Consider the following 20,140-nt stretch of genomic DNA (forward strand, 5'->3'; position numbering starts at 1 on the left):
CCTTTTTAATAAGCGACAACATATCTTAAAACTTGCCCAGATTCTGTTCCACTCTTGTTCCGGTCGTGCCCGGATATCGTGGTGTTTGTGGCATACAAGTATTTATAGGCGACAGGTGGGACTGCATCGTTTACATTTGCAGCTCCCAGGATATGCCAAGATCCGCCATTTAATATACCGTACCGCTTTGGAATCATGGTGAAATTCCAGTCACTATTTGAAACACTTCCATTGACATATCTTCCCCAAATTAATAGCCAGCCATTTGGACAGTCGGGTAGTGATCGGCTTGGTGCAATACTTTGGGAAGCCTGCATAAAGACACCACCGGACCAAAGTAAATCAGAACCTGAAAAACCAATTGGTGAGCCATTGTAACGCAAGGTTTCATCTTCGATAGATAATGTCTGCCCCTTCCCGCTTAACTGCAGGGTATTGGTCGAAATAATTGAGCTTGCAAATGTATTGGCGTACATCGCTATTTCTGATTCCTTCCCACGATGAAGTAAAATTCTGTCGTGTGCATATTCCGCAATTCCACCTTGTGTATCGAATAGTAAACTGTCTGCACGAAGCTGCATCGCGTAGTAAACCTCTCCGCTAATACTATTTGTAATAGCTAAGGCATTATCGTTCAACGTGGTACGCGTGAGGACTTCTACTCCACTTTGGCTATCCTTTTCTATAAATTCGGCCATGCCACTAGCTAATGTGAAACTACGAGAAGTGCCTGTGCCAGATTTGAATGTAACTCCATCAATCGTTCCAGCGGTGATATTTCCTAGTTGACCAGTAATATCGGATAATACCGTAACCGCTCCTATCAAGTTAATTCGACTGGCGTCAATATCAACAGTTGTGGCCGTTTGATTGATTAGCGAAACAAGCTTGTTTCCGTTAAAATCCGTTGTGCTCACCTTTGATGAGATTTGTCCGGCCTGTACAGTCAACGCAGATTCTGCAGAATTCATTCTTCCAGTTAAGCTATCCATACTGCTTTGGCTTGCTTTTAACGCAATGGAATTCGAGAGCTGCGTAATGGATGATTCGGAAGAGGTCATCCTTGTTTTGAGAGGATCTATTTCAGCCGTCTTCAATCCATTCACTTTTGCCTGTGCACCCGCTGTGGTTTCCACTTGAATCCAAGGACTCCAACTTGTGGTTGAAATACTTCTCCGCTCGAACGTTCCATCCGTACTGGAGAATCGTTGAATGATGGCTCCACCGCTGCTGTCGCTCCAAGGAACTTCAGTGGTCAGATAACCATAAGTTGCCGTACCCGTCACACCTAAGACCGTTCTCCTTTTGAACTCTTCCACCGTTTGGCGTTTGTAGTTGGACCAGTAAAATTGCGGCTCTTCATTTGCATCCCGCGTATCTTTTGCCGATTTCGCAATGGCGATTGAATCGTCAATTTCTGCTTGAGATACTTTGGAGCTAACCACCGTGCTGATTCCGGAAACACTGACTTCAAGCGATGCCAGTTGAGTGCTGACACTGGAGACATTTCCTACAAGCGTATCCACCTGTGTCTGGGCCGCCTTGAGCGATATTGAATTCGACAGCTGCGTGATAGAAGACTCTGCGGAAGAAACTCGGGAACCCACGGCCGCAACTGCTGCATTCACATCTTCTGGTGCCGGTGACCAATCGGTTGTTTTATTGCCTCTTTCTACTTTTATTTTTGTGATTTTGAAGAAATTGCCGGTATCATAAGTCGTGTAAAACTCTAAATAGTTATCTGCTCTTGTAGGATTTGCGCGATCGAACATTTTAGTTTCCACACTAAATCTGCCTTTTATGGTATCCCCAACGGCTCCTGTAAAGGCTATCGTTTTTGATGTGAAGTACTTAGGTCCAGGATTGTTGGAGTTATAAACCTGCATGCGTGGGTTCGCGGTTCCCACGACCATTTCCACATCAAATGAAATGGTGATGTCTGTACCATCTTCAATATCCATGTAGCTTTTCCCTACATTGAGAGATCTGTACTCAAGTCGGTAGCCTCCCTCGAGACCTGAAACAAAAAGGCTTTCGCTATCAAGTAAGCGGTTAGTTCCACCTATTTCCAAAGCTCCCAATTCGCTTTGCAAGGAACTGACATGGGTTGAGATGCCACCAACATCCACTTTCAGAGTAGCCAGCTGATTGTTAACAGAAGTTATTTGTCCAGCAATTGTATTAACTTGCGTCTGTTCAGCTTTCAAAGCAACACTGCTACTAAGCTGCGTAATACTGCTTTGGGCATTTGAAATGGAAGTCGTATGACCGCTAACCGTCTGGGTTAGAGCTGAAACATTGGTACTAATGGAGTCGGCTTTCTGATTGACACTGGATGCATACTGCTGCACATTGTTGATCGATACGTCTACTTCTTCCGGTGCAGGGGTATAATCGGTCGCTTTATTGCCGCGTTCAATCTTTACCGATTTGATAAAAACGATCACATCGGTTGTGTCCGTACTATCTTTGAAGTAGGCATAAAGACGAATTGTTTCCCCCACATCCGCGCGTACTGGCATGGTTAAAGTGACCACGCCTTTTCGCCATCCATCACCCAAATCTTCTGTTTGTGAAACTCGACCGGTCGGCATAGTTCCAGTTTCCCCAGAGGCCGGCGGTTTGAAAAACTTGCCCCCGACCCCCAAATTATTGGGCGCCACAGAATCCGTTTTGTAGACAACGGATGTTGTAAATTGATCTCCTGCTTTAAAAGGTAATCCGGGAGGCACCACCAAATACAAGCGACCCGTGCTACTATTCACGACCACTTTGATCAATCCTTCATCTAAGACAACGCTCGTAATTCCGGTATAGGTACCAAACCCATCTATTTTGGTGAACTTTGAGCTGTTGGTTGCTAAGTTGCGCCCGCCAATTTCCAGTTCACTCATCTCGGTTGCTAGAGAAGTTACTTTTGAGGATATACCGGATACACCAACCTCAAGCGTCGCCAAGTCGTTCCGGACACCGGTCACTTTGCTGTCCACCGTCGCCAAAGCAGAAGATTCCGCTTTTAAGGTAATCTTCCCTGCCTGAACACTCAGTTCCGCACCGATGTCGCTGACTTCGCCAGTCAGCGTATCCAGCGAAGCTTGGCTCGCTTTCAAGGTGATTGCCGTGGCATTCGCCTCAATTTGCGCCTGCTGATTGGTAATTGTGCCCTCAATGTTCGACAGCTGCGTGATTGTGGTCGACATGGTACCCGCAAGCTCATTCACATCGGTTTCAAACGTCGTCATGCGGCCATTGCTGGCTAATAGCGCATCTTCATTCAGGGCAACACGCGACTGCAGATTACTTGAAGTGGCTTGCAGGCCATCGATTCGAGAAGTAATTCCAGAAACGTCGCCGGTGATTAAGTTGATGTTACCGAGCATGCTGTTCAATTCACTATCAACTAGATTGAATTGACCATCGACATAATTGAGTCCTGCTTTGGCCGCGAGTTCGGTTTCCAGGTTAATACGGGTTTGCTGGATGGTCTGATTGATCTCTGCTGCAATCTCCGTGCTCCGCTGGTCTGCATGATTCTTGGCATTTTCTTCCGCTTGGACCGCACGTGTGTCGTCTGTATATTTCGCGGCTTTTTGCCAGTCACTGGCTGCATAGACTTGGCCAATGATTTTCTGTTTTACGCAACGCAAAATATCCCCGCCTGCACCTTGCGTCCATAAATCACCTGGATCGTATGGGGGGATTGGTGGTGCAATAAAGACGCGTCGTTTTCCATCGGCTGTATCCTTTGCCTCTGCGGCATCTTGGAGCGCTTTCGTCACATCGCTGTCCTTGAGGTCCGTCCATGTATGGACTCCCTGTTCAATGGTGTAGCGATACGCGAATCCGGTGTCTTTATCGTAGTAGACGTCTCCGAGATGGATATTCCGCATTTCCTCTGTCGTCCACTCCAAAGCTGGATAATTCTGAGCGGTTGGCTGTCCGAATTCAAACCAGGTCATGACCGATCCATCAATCTGGGACTGCAGCTCAGCAAGCTTATTGGTGTACTCAATAAATGGAACAAAACTGCTCAGTTGATCATCGGTATAATCTTTGGCCTCTTCCGTGGCCACTGCCGCTTTGGCTGAAGCGATTGCGTTGCCGGCCGTTTCAAAGGCCGTGGCCAGTGTCGCCAGCCGTGTGCGGTAAGCCGTGAACTTCACTTCCACATCTGCTTTCTCGGTTGCAGTGGTCCGGCCATCTGAAATGGCCATCCGGATGGATCCGGTCAAATCGGCATGTGCGATGTTGAACAGGGTTTTCGCTTCGGCTAGTGTTGATTTTACGGTTCCCGTCAAAAGCACATCACTGTAAATCGAGGTGTAGCGATTGTCCACGCTGACTTTCTCTGTGCCGATTGTATTCAAATACGTCTCGATGGCCTTTGCTTCCGCTTCCTCGATAATGCCGTCCGCAAAAGTGGTATTGATCCCCACTTCCAACGAATCCAAAGCATTTTGAACCCCTGATATGTCTTCTCGCGCCAATCGCAACGCTTCATCTGCTTTATCCTGTGCCCCTTGCGGCGTCTCTGCGCCAATTTCAGCTGCAGTCGAAGGGGCAATTTTTATCCAGTCATTCAGTTCGGTGCTCCAAATGTAAGGAATTTCTAATGAACTGTCTGGAGTGATCTGGATCCAGATTTTGTTCGCACTGCCTGGAGGCTTTTCTGCAGAACGAATAACCCTTAAGTTATATTGTTTCTGCAGTTGCCGGAAGGTTTTGTAGATATCCTCTTCTGAATAGGTTTTGACCTCGCCGATGTGATAAATCTTCTGAGTTTCATCATAGATTGAACGTTCTACGCGAATAACTCTTGCTTCTGCATATAAGGGTGGATCGAACTCAGGATTCTTGATTCGTAAAGAACAACCAAGTACTACTTTCTGATTTGGGAATGCTTTTTCCATAGAAGCTGCTGTTATGACATATTCAACAACCGAAGCAATTCGTTTGTTTAACTCCGTCCGCCCATATTGTTGTAGTTGATCTAATGTCATATCCTGCTCAGCGGATTCTGGTATATAAATACCGATAATCGGTTTACCATTGCGATTCCACCGCTGGAACGCATCCTCATCTCTCACAACCGTAGTCAAACGACTACCATCTTCGCGCTCTGGACCAATGCACAAAAGTTCAGTGACAATCCGATCACTATATACTGTTTTGTCAATACCGGTTAAATCCCGACCATAGATAACTTCCTTTTTTAAATCCGGTCCGATTCGTTTTACAAAGTCGACAAAGCGACCAGTGAAGCGTGTCCCTGAAGTTTCTGTACGGATTGGCATTTCTAATTCAAACTCTTTAGCTACTCGAGAAAGATAGGTATAAACTCCGACGTGTTCTGTTACGACGATGGTTTTTCTTTGTATGCTCTCATAAATACCTAAGTCATATGTTGTGAATTCCAAAGCCTCATTAGCTAACTCCGCTAGAGTCCCAACATAAGTGCCTGGTGAAATGACATACTCTTTGTCCATCTCAGTGTAAGCTGCTGTAGAAACAACTTGCTTCTTGTCATCCATTGATTCATTCGTATGGAAGACGATGAATTCTTCGAATGATCCAGTTTCAGACGGGATTAAGATTCGACTTCTTTGATCAAAGAACTTTGCTTCTTTAATTCCTATCGGTGTGATGAATTGAAAAGAATTTTCACCATCGATTTCTTTAATATGCTTATCTTCAGTAAATATTTTATTTCCTCGATTATTTAATTCACCTAACAACATATCTGTTTGCGGATTGAGGGCTAATATTTTCATCGCGATCGCTCCCGAATGATTACTTTTCCGGATAATTTGTCAAAGGGTTGCAAAAGCAAGGTGTTCATTCCTGGTTCGATATCAAAAAAATCACTGAAGAAATCTTTCATATCGTCGCGTTCTTCCCCATTCAACGTGACGATTCCTGTTCCGGTATCGATAACGAACTTGTCACCTTGGTTTGCGATGTAAGGAATCCCTTCTGCTGGGTCGTTGTATCGCCAAAATTTAATGCCTTTGATTCTCATATTCGCCTGACTTGTACTCGTTCCGGGCCATTTGCGAATAGCAACCTTCACTTGAGCAATAGGAGCCATATATTGCAGGGCTTCATCTCGATAACTCCATTGTTGGGATACCCACACATGCTTTCCGTCTGGTTGAATTTGTGCAAAGTAAGGTCGAAATAAGTTGCCGTCACGATGCACGCGAAGCATTCCTTTAAAATCATTCCAGGCAGGAGCATAGTCTGCTTGGCGGTGGTATTCTATTTTCCGTTTATCGACATTTCCAAGTTGAAACTTTCCTTGATTCTTTTTAAGAGTTGGCCACACGTCTTCCATGCCAATCTTTGCGATTGTGTTTCCTAATGCATCTAAAAAATAAATCTCAATCATTCCAGTTTCCTTAGTGACATTTAATAACTCAATTGGAATATCAGCACGGAAATTTTGAACTGTCTCAGGTAGAGAACGCTGTTTTGCCGGACCTTGCCACTTTAAAGGTTGAATAGCTGCACCGAATGAAGTGGCTTCGAATCCCGCCTGTGTGGCAACTATGGTTCCGCCAATATAACCATTATCGATTTCTGTTGGAGTGGTCCAATTATTCAGAGACTTCATCGTGTCATTTAGAATAAGTGTTTGGCGTTGATAAACCACATTTTCAATCGGCGCCGGTTCTCCAAACCTCAAATAGTTTTTATCCGTAAAAATATCCAAGTGCGTAATGCTGTCTAAAACTTCGATTTCGTAGATTGGTGGAGTCTCTACCTTCCCGTTATTTCGAACAATAGCGACCCCTTCAACGAAACTCGTGGCAAACTGCCCTTTGTAAACATATGGATCGTTGCAAATAAAGTTGATGGTGACTTGGCCATAGATTCCAATTTCTTTTGTTTCAATTTCTCCATCCATCTCAGCCATGTACATCCGACCTGGTTCCTGTTCAAAGATTAATGGTTCCGGATCTTCACGAATAAACCAAGCTGCCAACACTTCAAGTTTCTCGAGCCATTCTATTTTTGATTCAGCTTCAAAATCTAAGACAACTTTAATTAGTCTTATGTCAGTATCATAGCCATTCGATACCGCTCCTGGACGACCTGGAATAACGAGTGACTTTCTTCTGATAGGCGCAATGCGCCCTATTTGTTTTTCTATAACCCTTAAATCAAATGGAGGTCTTCTTTCGCCAAAAGTTAATCCTAAACCTTCCAAAATTACCACCTCCTAACGTTTAAACTCATTTTTCACTGCTTTTTTCAACTCTTGTCTCTTTGTGATGTCATCAGTGACTGCATTGGCGAAAGTTCTTGAGTTCACCACAATATCATGTCCATGTGGTATCCCTTTATACAGCATTTCCGCAGTCACATTTGCGATATCTTGATTAGTATCTGCAATCTTCATTAGCCATTCAATAATGCCGCTTCCGGAATCAAATCCAAGCTCTCGACCTGTCTTTTCCCAAATCGCTTTCTGGCTCGTCTTCTTCGATGGATCGTGGCTGATAACTGATTCAGACCAACCGCCTTCTGTAAGCCAAGCCAGTTGTGCGCCCATACGTCCATCGACAATGCCGCCATCTTCATAGCCGTTGACTTGATAATGAAGGTGAGCGCCAGAGCCTACGCCGGTGTTCCCGACAAGCGCGACTGTCTGCCCTTTTTTAACCTGCTGCCCAACGCGCATAATGTTCTTGCTGTTGTGCTGATAGCGGTGAACTTTCCCAGAAGCGTCGCGTACCTCAACGAAGTTACCGCTGAGATGATGATAGCCTACGCGATGCCCTACGCCGTCTGTGACAGAAGGAATTGGCGTTCCGATTGGTGCTGCCCAGTCCCATCCTTCGTGCATTCTGGATGCGCCTGGAATACCTGTGTTACGTGGTCCAGGTCCCGAGGTAAATCGGAATGGTGCACCAAAACCACCGCCGCTGCCACCTGTCAAAGCAATGCCACTCTGAGAAGCGCCGAATGTCGTGAGTTTCGACTTCACGAAATCAATCGCTTCTTCTTTTACTTTGTTCCAACCACCGACAGCCATGTTGCCGATAAAGTCGCCGCCTTTTGGTTTCTCGATGCCTAGCGTTTCGAGTGCCAAGTCCAAGAACTTGCCAGGGGACTTGATGTAGTCAAAAGCATTGACTGCTACATCTTTGATTTTAGAGCCAACAGCCATAACTTTATCTTTTCCGGCGTTGTACGTATCTTTTGCCCAGTTCCCAGCGGTGCGGAGTCCAGACTTGATATCGTCGCCCCAAGCGTAATGTGGAACCATCTTCAATATCTTTTTCGTTTCCGTTGCTGACCAGACCTTTGTTCCTTTTGGTGCTGTTGTCAATGTTGGTTTAGATGGAGACAGTGCTTGTTTGCCGTCGGGAGTCTCAATCATTTCTGGCCCTCTGTTGCTGCCTGTCCCGTCTCCGACAATCATAGGACCGCCTGGATGAGCTCCATTGCCTTTAGTCCCTTGTGCATATTGCGGAACTGTCCATTTCGGAATGTCTGTATCTACGCCGATTTTGTCGAGCACCCAGTTGATCCCGCCGATGACACCATTTACGCCTTTTCCAAGTGTTGAAGCCAGTTTGTTAATGACTTTTGTGACCCCTGAAGTTACTTTCGAAGCCATTGATCCGATGCCGTCACCGATACGCCGTGGCAAAGATTTCGCCAGATCTACAATGTTCGTAAACCGAGACTTGATGCCGTTGAAAATATCGCGGAAGGCATTCGACGTATTCGTGCGTAAAGCTGACCAAGTATCGCGGAGTTTGTTATAAATTCCGGAAGCTGAACCTGACACGAAATCACGCATTTTGGAAAAGATGGACCTAAAAAAATCATACACTTTGGTAAAGGTTGTTCGAGTTACGTTAAAAATGGTCGACCAAGAAGTGGTTAAAATTCTGAGATAACCAGAAACCGCTGCACTTATGACATTTTTTATAAACAGAAAAATATCCTTAAAGAACGAATACACTTTTCCGAAGATTGACTTCGTTTCGCGCAAAATTGTTTGCCATGCCACTTGGATTGTGGTCATAGCCGAAGTTGTTTGCCCTCTAAATAGCGAAATTATGCCTTTCCATAAATCGTCGAAGAACGTACGGAAGCTCAAAATGAAAACTTTAAGCCCTCCAAGGATTTTCCCGAAGAAGGTTAGCTGCACAAAATTCCATAAGAACGTGACCGCTCCGAGGAACATTTGCTTGAGTCCTTCCCACATTTTCGCGAAGTCACCAGTGAAAAGTCCGGAGAAAACTTTGACCGCTCCCATAATGACATCGAGTGCGCCCGATATAACGCATTTGATATTACCCCATACCGTTTTGATAATCGCTAGTACAAGCGGCATGACAAAATTGATTACTGCCATGATGCCATTGAAAACATTTGAAACAGCTGCCATAATGGTTGTGCCATTTTCATTCCAGAATTGAAGAATTTTAGCAATCTGCGAACCTATAAATAAAACCACAGCCGATAGTGCTTCTTTTACAACCGGCCACGAATCTACAAAGACGTGCTTAATTGTTGCAAATATTTCAGAGCCACCCGAGTTCCATAGCAACTTCATTCGGTCAACATTGTTCCCAACGAACGAAAGGAATCCAGTGAAAGCGTTCTTCACCGTGTCCACCGCATTCATGACTGCCTGTATCTGTGGTGGATCTAGACCGAGTCCTGCCAGCAATTCAATCGCTGTACCATCTTGGTTGCGGAATAAAGCGAATACCGCTTTCGCTACGTCTCCAACAGTTGTGAATCCACTTCGTATACGAGATAAAGCGTGAGGAATCAGGTTCATGGCATCAAGGACACCTTGGAATTCTTTCGGATCAAGACCATAACTTTTTAAAATATCTTTTGCTGACTCGCCTCCGCTTATTAATGAACCAATAGATTTTATTGCTCCACCAATTGTAGATACGAAATTATTTGCAAAATTACTTACGCCTGGCATTATTTTGTCTTGCAAAGGGATTAAAATACTAGACGTAAGTCTATTGCCAACTCCCGCAATTGCCTCTCCTATAGTGTCGTACTTGACTGCATCCATTGCAGCTAAAGCATCTCTAGCTATATCTACTTTGCCAGTAGCATCACCTAATGCCAAGACAGCTTGTACGCCGGCATCTTCAGCCATTGAACCGAATAACGATACCGCCACTTGCTCTTGCTTGGCTTGGCTACCAATACCGCCTACAGCTTCAGTAACTTTTTGGAAAGCCGCAGCCGCTGCTGGACCACCTTTATCAAATTCCTTTAGAACCGCATTAGCATCTAACCCTGCATCAGTTAATGCTTCTTTTGTTGCTTCAGATCCATCACGAATCAATGTAGCAAATTCATTTACTGAATCAGCTGCAATACTTGCGTCCTTTGCTCCATTGTCCATGGCACTACGAATCATATTCATTGCATCTTCGCCATTGAAGCCAAGATCATTAAATGCTCCTGAAAATTCATTGAAGACATCCAATAAATCACCAGCAACGTTTATTCCGTCCTGTTCGCCTTGAACTAACAGGTTCATGGCCGTTTCTGCATCATATCCGAAATTAACCATCATGCTTCTTACGGCCACCATGGTTTCGGGTACTTCCCACCCTAGAGAATCACGCAATAAAAGTGCCATGGTTGTTGCCTGTTCTAACTCATCTCCAGTTAATCCTAACGCCTTTCTGACTTCTCCTAATGAAGTGGCTACATCTTCAAAACCTTCGCCGTAATTATTGCCATGTATATCTATTAGTGATTGACGCATGACATCCATTTCTTCATTGGTGGCCCCGGTGGAAGCTTCAAGCCCGTTAACAGCTCTTTTTAATTCATCACTGGAGTTTACAAAAGCAAATACTCCGGCTCCTGCAGCAACAAATCCAAGTATCCCTCCTGCAGCAGCTACAAAGGCTCCACCAACTCCGGCAATTACCCCTCCAGCACCACCTAAGCTACCAAGAGCATCGCCTAATTCTTCCGCATCTTCTGACACGTCTTGCAAGCCGTTATCGTCACCGAGATTTTGTAATTCATTGTCTAATTCGTTAACCTCATCGCCAACATTATTTAAATCCTGTTGAGCATTCTGAGAAGCTCCGCTCAATCCATTTAAGCTATTTTGTGAAGACAGCTCCAAGCGTGCCAAATCATCATTGACCCAGTTAATCGCATTTTCAACTTCAGATAAACTTGAACGCGCTTCTGTGCTAAGGGAATTGAAGTGCGAGCTCGACCCATCGACAGCATTTCTCAATACTTGCATCGTATCCGTAGTAACAGATCCCGTTTCTTCAATTTCACGCTGCGCTCTGTCTGCGGCTTCCGTTAATTCAGAAAAGGTATCTGTCTGGCCGGCAGCTTGTATAGAATCTCTCATACGTCCTGCTGATTGCCCCAAGTTTTCAAATCCTTGCGCAGCGTCTGCTTGGGCATCGACTAACGTATCCAAACTATTGCCGGCAGTATCACGTAAAGAAATGAGGTCTCCGTTAATATCCTCAATGGCTCGGCCGACCACATCGAAGCTGGAGCGAGCATCCGGGCCCAATGAATTGAATCGTCGAGCGGCATCCTCTACAGCAGATTCCATATCATTCATGGTTTGCTCACTAACTTTGCCTGTCTCTCGAAGTTCTTCTTGCGCTCGTTCAGAGGCTTCTGTTAGCTCGGAGAAAGCTTCGACGTTATTTGTCTCTTCTAACGCACGTTTTAGCTTGTCCGTTGATTGAGTTAGGCTGTTGTAGTGCTTGTTTACATCATCGGTTGTCTTTTTTGTGGTGCCGCTTAATTTGGCTGCTTCCTGCTGAATCTGTTTAAAGGCCGCTCTAATGCCTTTAGTTTCTGCGGAGAACATCGCCTTTAATTCTCTGACTGTTGCCATTCATCCTCCTCCTTCCTGTGACGCTTTCAGTCGTTTCATTAATTCAAAGTCATATTCGTAAACTTTAGCCTGCCCTTTTTTCTGCTCAGGCTTGATCGATTCAATAAATTCTTTCTTGGCCATTGCGAATTTCGGATCTTCTTTCCCCATAGAGGGTTGAGTGAAGACGTTGACCAAATAATTCAGCCAGACCCGTGCGCGTTCCCGCTCTGCCTGTTGGTTTTCTTTCTTCAACTCCATGTCCATAAACTGAAGCAACTCCACAGCAGGAGCGGTCACGACTTCCTTGCGACCGCCCAGTACCTTTCCGAGTTTGAAAACAAATGCTTCTGCAATGGTTGGACTGATTAGGCTGTCGCTTTCTTGAGTTTCTTCGCGAAGCTGAGCTTGATCTTGGTTGTAGCTAAAGACAACTTCCCCCGCTTAAACAACTTTTCAATATCGTTTTCTTCAAGGACTGCATCGTAGAAATCATAGAAATCTTCTAGCTTCTGTTTCTTCAGCACATCCAAACTAATGCCTGACATAGCGGAAACAAGGCGGATCGCTTGGTCCGGCAAATTGATTAGCAATAAATCATATGCGCCAATTGCATATTGAAAAATGAGCTCAATTGACAATTCTTTATCATCCAATTCCTCTTCTTTATAAAACTGATTGAACATGTCTTTCAAAGCATCGTTTGATTGCACGATTTCAAATACTTCTTTGATCACACCCATTGATTCTTGGAATTGTTCGATGGTCAGTGACTCGATTTCGTGTTGTGATTTTTCTACGGTTTCCCCTTTTTTCATCTTCAAAGTTACTTTTGTCATTTTTCTTTTCCTCCTAATTTTTGAGTACAAAAAAAGAGAGAACCGTAGTTCTCTCAAATCCATTAATTGTTAAGCTACAACTTCTGCATTCGGGTCAGTGCCGCCGATGTAGTAGAAGTTACCTGGCTTAGATGGATCCATGCCATCACGCGGAAGGCCAGTCAATGTAACCGTGACATTTCCTTGCTCATTGGCAGCAGAACGAGTGTATTCGCCATCTGCAATCATCTTGTAGATTGTGATATCCAAGTCAGTGTAAGTATCTGCGTACTGACGAGGGTGAATGAATACGCGCTTACCTTTCGCTCGCATGCTTGTACCAATAGCTGCATCCATTAGACCGACCGTTGCGCCGCCATCAGTAGCAGTAATAGCGGTAGTTGCACCCATAGCTAATTCCATGATGTTAATGGTTTCTTCAGCGGCAACAATTGTGACTGACGTTTCCATACCAACAAAACGCTTGTCATATACAGCAGGACCGTAATCGGCGATATTAACATCCTCGAATACTGGCGTGAGTGTAACTTCTCCACCCTCTGCCTGCAGTTGCTCTTTACCATCAAATTTCATGATGTTTTCGCCCTCACCAATAATAAAGTTGGATTGGCCGAACGGAATCTTTCGCACTTCTGGATTCATATAATGTTGCCTCCTTTGATTTCTGTTAATGTCACATCAAAATTGATGCTGAAATCCCGCACGTCATTGCTGACGCCGAGATCATTTGGCTCACCTGCTGCGGTGATCAAAAAAACGCGGTAGCTTTTCACAGCCACCACGTTTCCATCTTTATAAAATTGAACTTCTACAATTTCGTTCTCGAACTTATGAAGCGATTGATATACCTCTTCTGCAGCATACTCAGCAAACTTCCAGTCTGAAGATGAGACATAGACCATATACCGTGGATAACGCGTAGGCACGTCATATTGAGCGGGTTGTCCGCCGCCCTCGTAATAAACAGTGCCGGCATTAACATCAGTTGTCCGAAAGCTCGCGGTCCACACAAGGTCGGGAAGCAATTCTTTCAGCTTATCTTTTAAGAATGTCTGTATCATTAATTCCCTCCTAATGTTTTTTCGAGTGCTTCGGCCATGATCTGTTCGAACTCTTCTTCGGTGGCTACGACAGCTCGTTCAATGTATTTACGTCCGGGCATCTGACCGCGCCACGTTGCCTTTTGCCTCGTTCTTCGCCCTTTGCCGTCCTTATAGTAGTCCGCTTCTCTTATCCCGTTGTCGTATTTATCACGTTCTTCCAGTCTTTCAGGAGCTTCGTGGCGGCGCAAAGCGTAACTGAGATTAGAACCTACACTGCCCTCAATCACATCACCTTTCCAAGCAACCGGTTGCGATTGAATGGAAGTTTCCAGGTCGCCGCTATCTCGTGGCGCCAAAGATTTCGAGCCTTCTTCTGCCAATGTGGAGTATTCAACCATTCCTGCCTGAGCATTACGCTTAAAATCTTTCTCCATGTCTTTCAGGCTTTTTTCAAAGGCTGCCAAGCCATCTAAGTTAAAGCTGAAATTCAAACCCCGACTAACCATCAACAAACACCGTCCGATAATAAACCTTGGACCCTGTTAGATTGACCGCTTCATCCTTCGCCCGAATAACTCCTTTTGCAGTCCGACCATCAATCATCTGGTACTCAATTTCGATACCTGCATCCGGATTAAAATCTGGTGGAATATCGATTTCAAGTGCCACCCGATGTTCTTGACCTTGTGCATCCTGGACCAATTGCGATTTAAACTGCACACGGGCTTTTGATTCAACTTTACGAGGGTTTAATGGACGGCCAAACTCATCACGAACAACTTTCCCATTCGAATCAAAGACAGGGAGCAGGGCAATGACTCGCTGCTTCATTGACGGCATCATACTAGCCTTCCTACTCTCGCTTTGGATTCTTTCGGCAGCAATAGACTAATGACATCTGGAGAAATTCCCGTGCCTTCAAACGAAACGGAGACGCCTTTCACGGAATAAGACGTAACGCCATGCCTTTTCAACTTGGCGTATTCTTCATCTTCGCCTTCCAGTGTATAAACGACTTGCAACGCCACCGCCCGATCAGTCAGCTTTGACGCCTCGAAATTATCTTTCAACAATTCAGTAGCTTCAAACACTTCTTTTTCCTGGTCGGTCACATCTAAGTCGAAATATCCAGCTGTTTTACGCATCTTATTCAAGTAGGCATTTACGGATTGGAAGTTCATTCAGACCACTTCCTTACTTTTGTGATTCAGAGATTGCCTTAACGAGCTCGTCTTTTTTCAGATCGTTGTAGCCTTCGATTTCGAGTTGCTTCGCTTCGGCTTTCAATTCAGCGACCGTCTTTTCTTCTAACGGTTTCTCTGGAGCAGCTGCATGCGGCGTCACTTTATCGCCCAGGTGTTTGGCTTGCTCTTCTGTTAGCTCGACATCCGCTCCGGGTTCTACTAGAGACCCTTTGTGAGATAGGTATGAATTAGCTGTAAACATCGGCATTATGTTTCCTCCTTGTTTTTTGAGAATAGAAAAAAGCGCCTAGATTAGACGCTTAGTGTTACAACTGATGACGGACGCTGGAAAGCAGGGAATGCCAATTGTCCGACGATGATTTCTTCGCTTGGCGGGTTCATTTTTTCTTGTGTATATGCAAAGATGCCAGGAGTGAATCCGCGCTCGGCAGCTGGTCCAATTGCAGTAAAGCCAAGGCCCGCTCCAAACATTACGACCATTCCATCTTCTAGAAGCTGAACAGCCTCACCATTTACTTCCATAACGTCATCCTGAATCTCGTAATTTGGAATATTGTTAGCTGCTAGAACATTTTGCAATTGCGCTGAAGTTACGATCTGTCCACCTACCGAATTTGTTCCGTACACTTGGATGCGTACTTGAGGATTGGCCAAAAGCAATGCTTCAGTTTCAGTAGTAATGTGCATACCGGTTGGACGGCGACGCTGATTCGTTGCCTGGTATTGCTTCACCATCGCTTTCAAATCAGTTAGCGGCTCAGCAGCTGCATCATCCCAGCCTGTAGTTGCTGTCGTGCGATTTCCTGCAGGCACCGGCAGTTCGATATCCAAATGAATGTCATCTTTTTCATTGTGGTATTCGATGCGGCCCTTATAAATCGCTTGAGCGCGAAGGAATTCTTTTGTATCTCGAACGCCGTTTACCAGTTCATCCGTGTAATTCAAACCGTCGTCCACGATCTGAGCTTGTTCTTCCGGGGTACGTGGCTTTTGGTATGCGAACAATTCTACTTCATCGAAGAAGTAAGAATGCTGCAGTTTTGCTACTGATCCGAATGCTTTTTCTTGCGCTTTTTTATCGCGCAATGGAGCGGCAGCGTTAAATCCAGTAATGGATGCGGCTGGTGCATAAGCGCCATTGATAACCTTCCATGAGAAATTCAGGTCATTCACGGGTTGATCCGGCATTAACGCCTCAAGTAAATATTTGCGTGCTGGTGGTAAATTTTCTACGTATGCCTGCAAGCGTGCAGGTTGAAACTCAGGTGCTTGTACTACCATTTTTATTTTCCTCCCTCAATTCGTGTTTTATAGGTCAAAGTTGATGCGGTTGCGAACGTATTCTGCAAAAGCGTCAGTAACACCTGTGCAACGCGTACGGTCAGCAGATGCGGCTACAATAACGCCTACAATTGGATTGCCTGTCGCCGAACGTTTAACGGCATGAGCTGTAAGGCATGCACCTGCAAATGGCGCTGTCGCTTCTGCTGCTACTGGAATGAAAAGTCCGTCTGTATCTCGGTAAACAGCTGTCCCGCCTTTTACGACGTCTCCCGTGAATGCCGAGCCTTTCAATGTGATGCCTGCTGCTTTGTATTCAAGACCAACAGTGGTCTTCAAAAATTCGCGTCCGTCTCCGGCCACTTGTTCAGTGCGCTGTTCTAAATTCATTGCGATTCCTCCTTCTGTTTTCCGTGTCTGCGTTCAATGTCTGCAAGAGCCAGTGCCGCAGGGTCCGGGTCTTTCGGGTTGTTGCCGCGTTGCTGGGCGCCTGGCGTGAATCCTGCTGGCGGTGGCGGGGTTTGATCTCCGCCAGGTGATGGTGTTTCTTGCTGTTGAGCGGAAGCGTTGAATAAATAAGGCTTGGTTTCTTTTAAAGACTTCAATTGGTCACCTAGCCCTTCAACTGATCCGTCCTCAGCAAGCTTTAGGCCGTCCTTCTTGATGAAAAACAGAATATCATTCGCGTCATTCGCATCTTTGGCAACCGCCAACTGGATCTTCGCATCGAGCAATGTTCCGGCGTACTTCGATTCCCACTTAGCGTTTTCATCTTTCACACGCTGCAGTTCCTTCTGCACGTCTTCTGCACTGCCTGCCGTTTTTTCAAGCGCTGTAATCTGACCATCGCGGTTTTTGATTTCGTCTTTCAGACTGTCACGTTCCGTTGCCAAATTATCGCGTTCGCCTTTGATCGTATTCACGGTCGTGCCATGCTCGCTCATGATTTTATCTATCTGCTCGTCAGTCAGACCCATTGCTTTCAGAAATTCTCTTTTCATTTTCATTCTCCTAACGTTTGATTACGCAGTTTCTCTGCGGTAGGATTCCGCGATAACGCACGCGGTCAGCATGAGGCTTTTAATGCCGTCCTCCAGGGCCAGTCGTTACCCAACGACCAAAGGAGACAGGGGGACCACCTTTCATTCTCGAATTTGACTTGCTGAAATCAAGATCATCACCCCTTTCAAAGACATGAAAAAGAAGCAGCCAATTGGCTACTCCACTGTTTTCGTCTGCATTAAACTACGGTAATTCGACTGCAGCTCTTGGAACTTCGGACTGTTCGACCGTTTCATTCTTCGGAAGGCTCCGAGTGTCTTCGGCGCATCCGCTCCTAAAGCCGATTGCCAGCGCATGAACTGTTTCTTTTCTGCATTAGCCTGGCGCCGAGCTGTCTGCTCTTTCTCATACGCTCGTTTTTGAGCAGCTGTACGATTATCCTTTTCGGGATCGTATTGAGCATTGCGCTCTTTGACTTCTGCTATTTCATCAGTAGTTTTAAAGCGCGCTACAAAAGGTTGAATACCACAGCGATCATTCGGATGAAATGGAGGAAGCTTTACTCCGTTGTCTCCGACCTTTGGGTAGCCCGGCGTATTGCCGGATAAACTGACAACAAGATTGCGGTATTTCGCACACACGCCGCACAAATCGCTATTGCCCACTATCTTCACCAAGTCCTGTCCCGATTCTGTATAACGGTCAGCAGAACCTTTGACAGCGGCATCACGCATCTTTGTCCGGGTAACAGTCATCGCATAGAAATCGAGCGGTAATTCCTTATTGTCTTTCGTAACAAAAGATGTAAGGCCGCCTTCTGAGAAGGACTTCACTACCTTCGCCTGCATAACCTTGCGTGGATCACCCAGAATCAATCCTTTGGCAATATCCCCTTTGACGTTCGCGACCGTTTCGTTAATGTTGCTGATGGCATTCAATTCAGCGGTTCGAAAAGCAGCTTGCAAGTCAGACAAAGTTTCATCCAGTATCTCCGCAACAGCATCCAAATGGATTTTCTTCTGATATTCCTTAGCGACCAGTCCGCCAACAGTCAGAGCGGCAGTTGCCTGGACAGCCACGCCGGCATTCACCAGAAGCCCTGTCGCCTGGTCTACACCACCGAAATACTTCTCGATAATTAGTTGAGGAATCGCTTCTAGGATGGCCGCTCCATAGCTTTCAAATAACAGTTGAATTTCTTCAGCCAATTCAGCTTGCTGCTCTTCTTCTGTTAAATCCTTTTCTGCAATGGCTATCGAGAGTTCCAAGATGATTTCTTCAAAGTATTTTAGAAGCTGTTCTTCATTCATGGAATCACTCCTCTACGGGCTGACCATTAGCATCACGGTTATCCATATAATTGAGCAACTTACTGCGCCCAGCGGTCAACGTGGTCGTATCATCTGATTGACCAGCTGACTCAATACGCGCCAATTCTTCCTCAATCCATTCTTCAGAAGCTTGTGGGTTGTTCCTTCTTACTGTCGTTTCAAGCGATTGCGCATTCTTTTCGAATGCCAGCACGTTTTCTTCGACCAGTTCTTTGTGCGATATCGGAATCATACCGAGCAGCTGAATCTCTGGCTCTTCAATCACAACAGCGGGATCTTCTTGGTTCGCTAACCACAATGCACTTTCAACCAGTTGCTTCAAGAAAGCGACATACTCTGTCTGGATTTGCTCTGCCTTAACCAAAGAAAGGAATAGATCATAGAACTTAGCGACACCGGATTGAGCAGCACTGCCGCCATCCATGTAGAAATCGACTGCTTTCTCAGAAGTCTTTGTCTCGATGAACATGAGTTTCATCAAGTCCTTGACCCATTGAATATCGCCAATTTTCGTAATATCCACCTGAATGATTTCCATGGCTTTACCAGCATCATCGAAAGTAGTAATTTCTAAATCGCGGTGATCAATTTTTCCTTCGTCCCCATAACGTTCGAAAGCTCTGTCACTTAATGCTTGGAAGATATCCTTGCTGACAGCGATACGCGGCTTGCCATTCCGCTCAAATGTAATGGCACTGCGAGTAAGCGTCCAGTTAATTTCATCCTGTTTGGGCCCCTGATTTTTCAGGCAGGAAACACCGAGTGGATTCATGAACGTCTTTTCATTGGCCCAATAGGAAATGAATGGACGACCGCGACCGACGTAAACTGTTTCAAGTTCGTCAATGCCAAGCAGCTCTTTTGTTTCCTCTTCTTCAAGTGGTCTTGCCTGGCTCGAACCATTCAGTGCATACAACAAATTAGTCGTACGCAGGTTGCCGTTTTCGATGCGTTCTCGGTAGACCTGAAGGTATTCTTCGCCTTCCTCAAACTCACGCGTGTACGCTAAGTCAGCGCCTAATCCATCAACATGAGGATAATAGACATCGCGCGACTTGAACTCAAGGCGCAATCCCCGCTCATCCATCCAGGGAACACCGACAAGGCCGCCATCCAGTTGATGCTGCAGAATATTGCTGCGATGCTCAAATTGCAGATTCGAATTCAATCCGATTTGCTTGATCAATTCCTGCTGCACATCAAGAATCGTACCGTTTACGGTTTCATCATCGGTGCCATCAATTAAGCTATCCGTCTTTTTGTTCACAGCAGCCACTTGAGCATCGTCTTGGGTAAGTGATGTGCCGAGCTTCCCAATGGAGCGGCTGACAAGCATTGCTGGAATCTCCGGAATCAACTTAGAGATGTTTGCAATGATATAAGGCGTCTGAACATTTTGTGCCTGTGCAGAACCTTCAGTAATGTTATCAACGATTTCTCCTTTAGCAATGAGATCCTTTGCACGGGAAAAGAGCGTCGAATGATTGCCTTCGTACAAATCGCGGTAATAGTAAAGTTTGCCGTGCGTTTTTTCAATAATGCTTTTATCGAATTGTTTCCACTTGATTGTCATCTGTTC

16 protein-coding genes are annotated in these 20,140 nt (G+C 45.4%); all 16 read right to left on the bottom strand.

The window, feature by feature from the left end:
• Positions 1 to 5: 5 nt before the first annotated feature.
• Entirely contained in the window at positions 6 to 5,771 is a 5,766-nt protein-coding gene (locus BBI08_RS10535) for a phage tail spike protein (RefSeq protein ID WP_065528075.1), read from the bottom strand.
• Positions 5,768 to 7,210 (bottom strand): distal tail protein Dit, encoded by a 1,443-nt coding sequence (locus BBI08_RS10540; RefSeq protein WP_008497855.1) that lies wholly within the window; start codon positions 7,208 to 7,210, stop codon positions 5,768 to 5,770. Before BBI08_RS10540 ends, BBI08_RS10535 begins: the two co-directional genes overlap by 4 nt.
• Before the next feature lie 12 nt (positions 7,211 to 7,222).
• Positions 7,223 to 11,881, bottom strand: a complete 4,659-nt coding sequence (locus tag BBI08_RS10545) for a peptidoglycan DD-metalloendopeptidase family protein (protein ID WP_008497856.1) — start codon at positions 11,879 to 11,881, stop codon at positions 7,223 to 7,225.
• On the bottom strand, positions 11,882 to 12,121 hold the full coding sequence (locus tag BBI08_RS10550) for a hypothetical protein (protein WP_205847834.1): 240 nt from the start codon (positions 12,119 to 12,121) through the stop codon (positions 11,882 to 11,884).
• Positions 12,122 to 12,228: 107 nt separating this feature from the next.
• Positions 12,229 to 12,699, bottom strand: a complete 471-nt coding sequence (locus BBI08_RS10555) for a hypothetical protein (RefSeq protein ID WP_065528076.1) — start codon at positions 12,697 to 12,699, stop codon at positions 12,229 to 12,231.
• A gap of 69 nt (positions 12,700 to 12,768) precedes the next feature.
• Complete coding sequence (locus BBI08_RS10560) at positions 12,769 to 13,341, bottom strand: hypothetical protein (RefSeq protein WP_008497859.1); 573 nt, start codon at positions 13,339 to 13,341, stop codon at positions 12,769 to 12,771.
• Positions 13,338 to 13,760 carry a hypothetical protein gene (locus BBI08_RS10565; RefSeq protein WP_008497860.1) on the bottom strand — a complete coding sequence of 141 codons (423 nt, stop codon included), beginning with the start codon at positions 13,758 to 13,760 and terminating at the stop codon, positions 13,338 to 13,340. The genes BBI08_RS10560 and BBI08_RS10565 overlap by 4 nt, the downstream gene beginning before the upstream one ends.
• A complete protein-coding gene (locus BBI08_RS10570; protein ID WP_040850938.1) occupies positions 13,760 to 14,233 on the bottom strand; it encodes an HK97 gp10 family phage protein in 474 nt (157 codons plus the stop codon). Before BBI08_RS10570 ends, BBI08_RS10565 begins: the two co-directional genes overlap by 1 nt.
• 7 nt (positions 14,234 to 14,240) lie before the next feature.
• Positions 14,241 to 14,585 (bottom strand): hypothetical protein, encoded by a 345-nt coding sequence (locus BBI08_RS10575; RefSeq protein WP_008497862.1) that lies wholly within the window; start codon positions 14,583 to 14,585, stop codon positions 14,241 to 14,243.
• Complete coding sequence (locus BBI08_RS10580; RefSeq protein WP_008497863.1) at positions 14,582 to 14,923, bottom strand: hypothetical protein; 342 nt, start codon at positions 14,921 to 14,923, stop codon at positions 14,582 to 14,584. The genes BBI08_RS10575 and BBI08_RS10580 overlap by 4 nt, the downstream gene beginning before the upstream one ends.
• A gap of 13 nt (positions 14,924 to 14,936) precedes the next feature.
• Positions 14,937 to 15,194 (bottom strand): Rho termination factor N-terminal domain-containing protein, encoded by a 258-nt coding sequence (locus tag BBI08_RS10585; RefSeq protein WP_008497864.1) that lies wholly within the window; start codon positions 15,192 to 15,194, stop codon positions 14,937 to 14,939.
• Positions 15,195 to 15,238: 44 nt separating this feature from the next.
• Positions 15,239 to 16,228 (bottom strand): major capsid protein, encoded by a 990-nt coding sequence (locus tag BBI08_RS10590; RefSeq protein ID WP_008497865.1) that lies wholly within the window; start codon positions 16,226 to 16,228, stop codon positions 15,239 to 15,241.
• 27 nt (positions 16,229 to 16,255) lie between these two features.
• Positions 16,256 to 16,618, bottom strand: coding sequence for a hypothetical protein (locus BBI08_RS10595; RefSeq protein WP_008497866.1), 363 nt, complete (start codon positions 16,616 to 16,618; stop codon positions 16,256 to 16,258).
• Positions 16,615 to 17,229 carry a phage scaffolding protein gene (locus BBI08_RS10600; RefSeq protein WP_065528077.1) on the bottom strand — a complete coding sequence of 205 codons (615 nt, stop codon included), beginning with the start codon at positions 17,227 to 17,229 and terminating at the stop codon, positions 16,615 to 16,617. Before BBI08_RS10600 ends, BBI08_RS10595 begins: the two co-directional genes overlap by 4 nt.
• A 216-nt stretch (positions 17,230 to 17,445) precedes the next feature.
• The gene (locus tag BBI08_RS10605; protein WP_008497870.1) at positions 17,446 to 18,540 is read right to left on the bottom strand and encodes a phage minor capsid protein; all 1,095 of its coding nucleotides are present in this window, start codon (positions 18,538 to 18,540) and stop codon (positions 17,446 to 17,448) included.
• Between the two features lie 4 nt (positions 18,541 to 18,544).
• The gene (locus tag BBI08_RS10610; RefSeq protein WP_008497871.1) at positions 18,545 to 20,134 is read right to left on the bottom strand and encodes a hypothetical protein; all 1,590 of its coding nucleotides are present in this window, start codon (positions 20,132 to 20,134) and stop codon (positions 18,545 to 18,547) included.
• Positions 20,135 to 20,140: the final 6 nt, after the last annotated feature.

The organism is Planococcus halocryophilus, assembly GCF_001687585.2.
Classification (GTDB): domain Bacteria; phylum Bacillota; class Bacilli; order Bacillales_A; family Planococcaceae; genus Planococcus; species Planococcus halocryophilus.

Bases quoted from the DNA above. Each gene is read 5' to 3' on its own strand.
- BBI08_RS10535 (WP_065528075.1), bottom strand. From the start codon at position 5,771: ATGAAAATATTAGCCCTCAATCCGCAAACAGATATGTTGTTAGGTGAA.
- BBI08_RS10545 (WP_008497856.1), bottom strand. From the start codon at position 11,881: ATGGCAACAGTCAGAGAATTAAAGGCGATGTTCTCCGCAGAAACTAAA.
- BBI08_RS10550 (WP_205847834.1), bottom strand. From the start codon at position 12,121: ATGGAGTTGAAGAAAGAAAACCAACAGGCAGAGCGGGAACGCGCACGG.
- BBI08_RS10555 (WP_065528076.1), bottom strand. From the start codon at position 12,699: ATGACAAAAGTAACTTTGAAGATGAAAAAAGGGGAAACCGTAGAAAAA.
- BBI08_RS10560 (WP_008497859.1), bottom strand. From the start codon at position 13,341: ATGAATCCAGAAGTGCGAAAGATTCCGTTCGGCCAATCCAACTTTATT.
- BBI08_RS10565 (WP_008497860.1), bottom strand. From the start codon at position 13,760: ATGATACAGACATTCTTAAAAGATAAGCTGAAAGAATTGCTTCCCGAC.
- BBI08_RS10575 (WP_008497862.1), bottom strand. From the start codon at position 14,585: ATGATGCCGTCAATGAAGCAGCGAGTCATTGCCCTGCTCCCTGTCTTT.
- BBI08_RS10580 (WP_008497863.1), bottom strand. From the start codon at position 14,923: ATGAACTTCCAATCCGTAAATGCCTACTTGAATAAGATGCGTAAAACA.
- BBI08_RS10585 (WP_008497864.1), bottom strand. From the start codon at position 15,194: ATGCCGATGTTTACAGCTAATTCATACCTATCTCACAAAGGGTCTCTA.
- BBI08_RS10590 (WP_008497865.1), bottom strand. From the start codon at position 16,228: ATGGTAGTACAAGCACCTGAGTTTCAACCTGCACGCTTGCAGGCATAC.
- BBI08_RS10595 (WP_008497866.1), bottom strand. From the start codon at position 16,618: ATGAATTTAGAACAGCGCACTGAACAAGTGGCCGGAGACGGACGCGAA.
- BBI08_RS10600 (WP_065528077.1), bottom strand. From the start codon at position 17,229: ATGAAAAGAGAATTTCTGAAAGCAATGGGTCTGACTGACGAGCAGATA.
- BBI08_RS10605 (WP_008497870.1), bottom strand. From the start codon at position 18,540: ATGAATGAAGAACAGCTTCTAAAATACTTTGAAGAAATCATCTTGGAA.
- BBI08_RS10610 (WP_008497871.1), bottom strand. From the start codon at position 20,134: ATGACAATCAAGTGGAAACAATTCGATAAAAGCATTATTGAAAAAACG.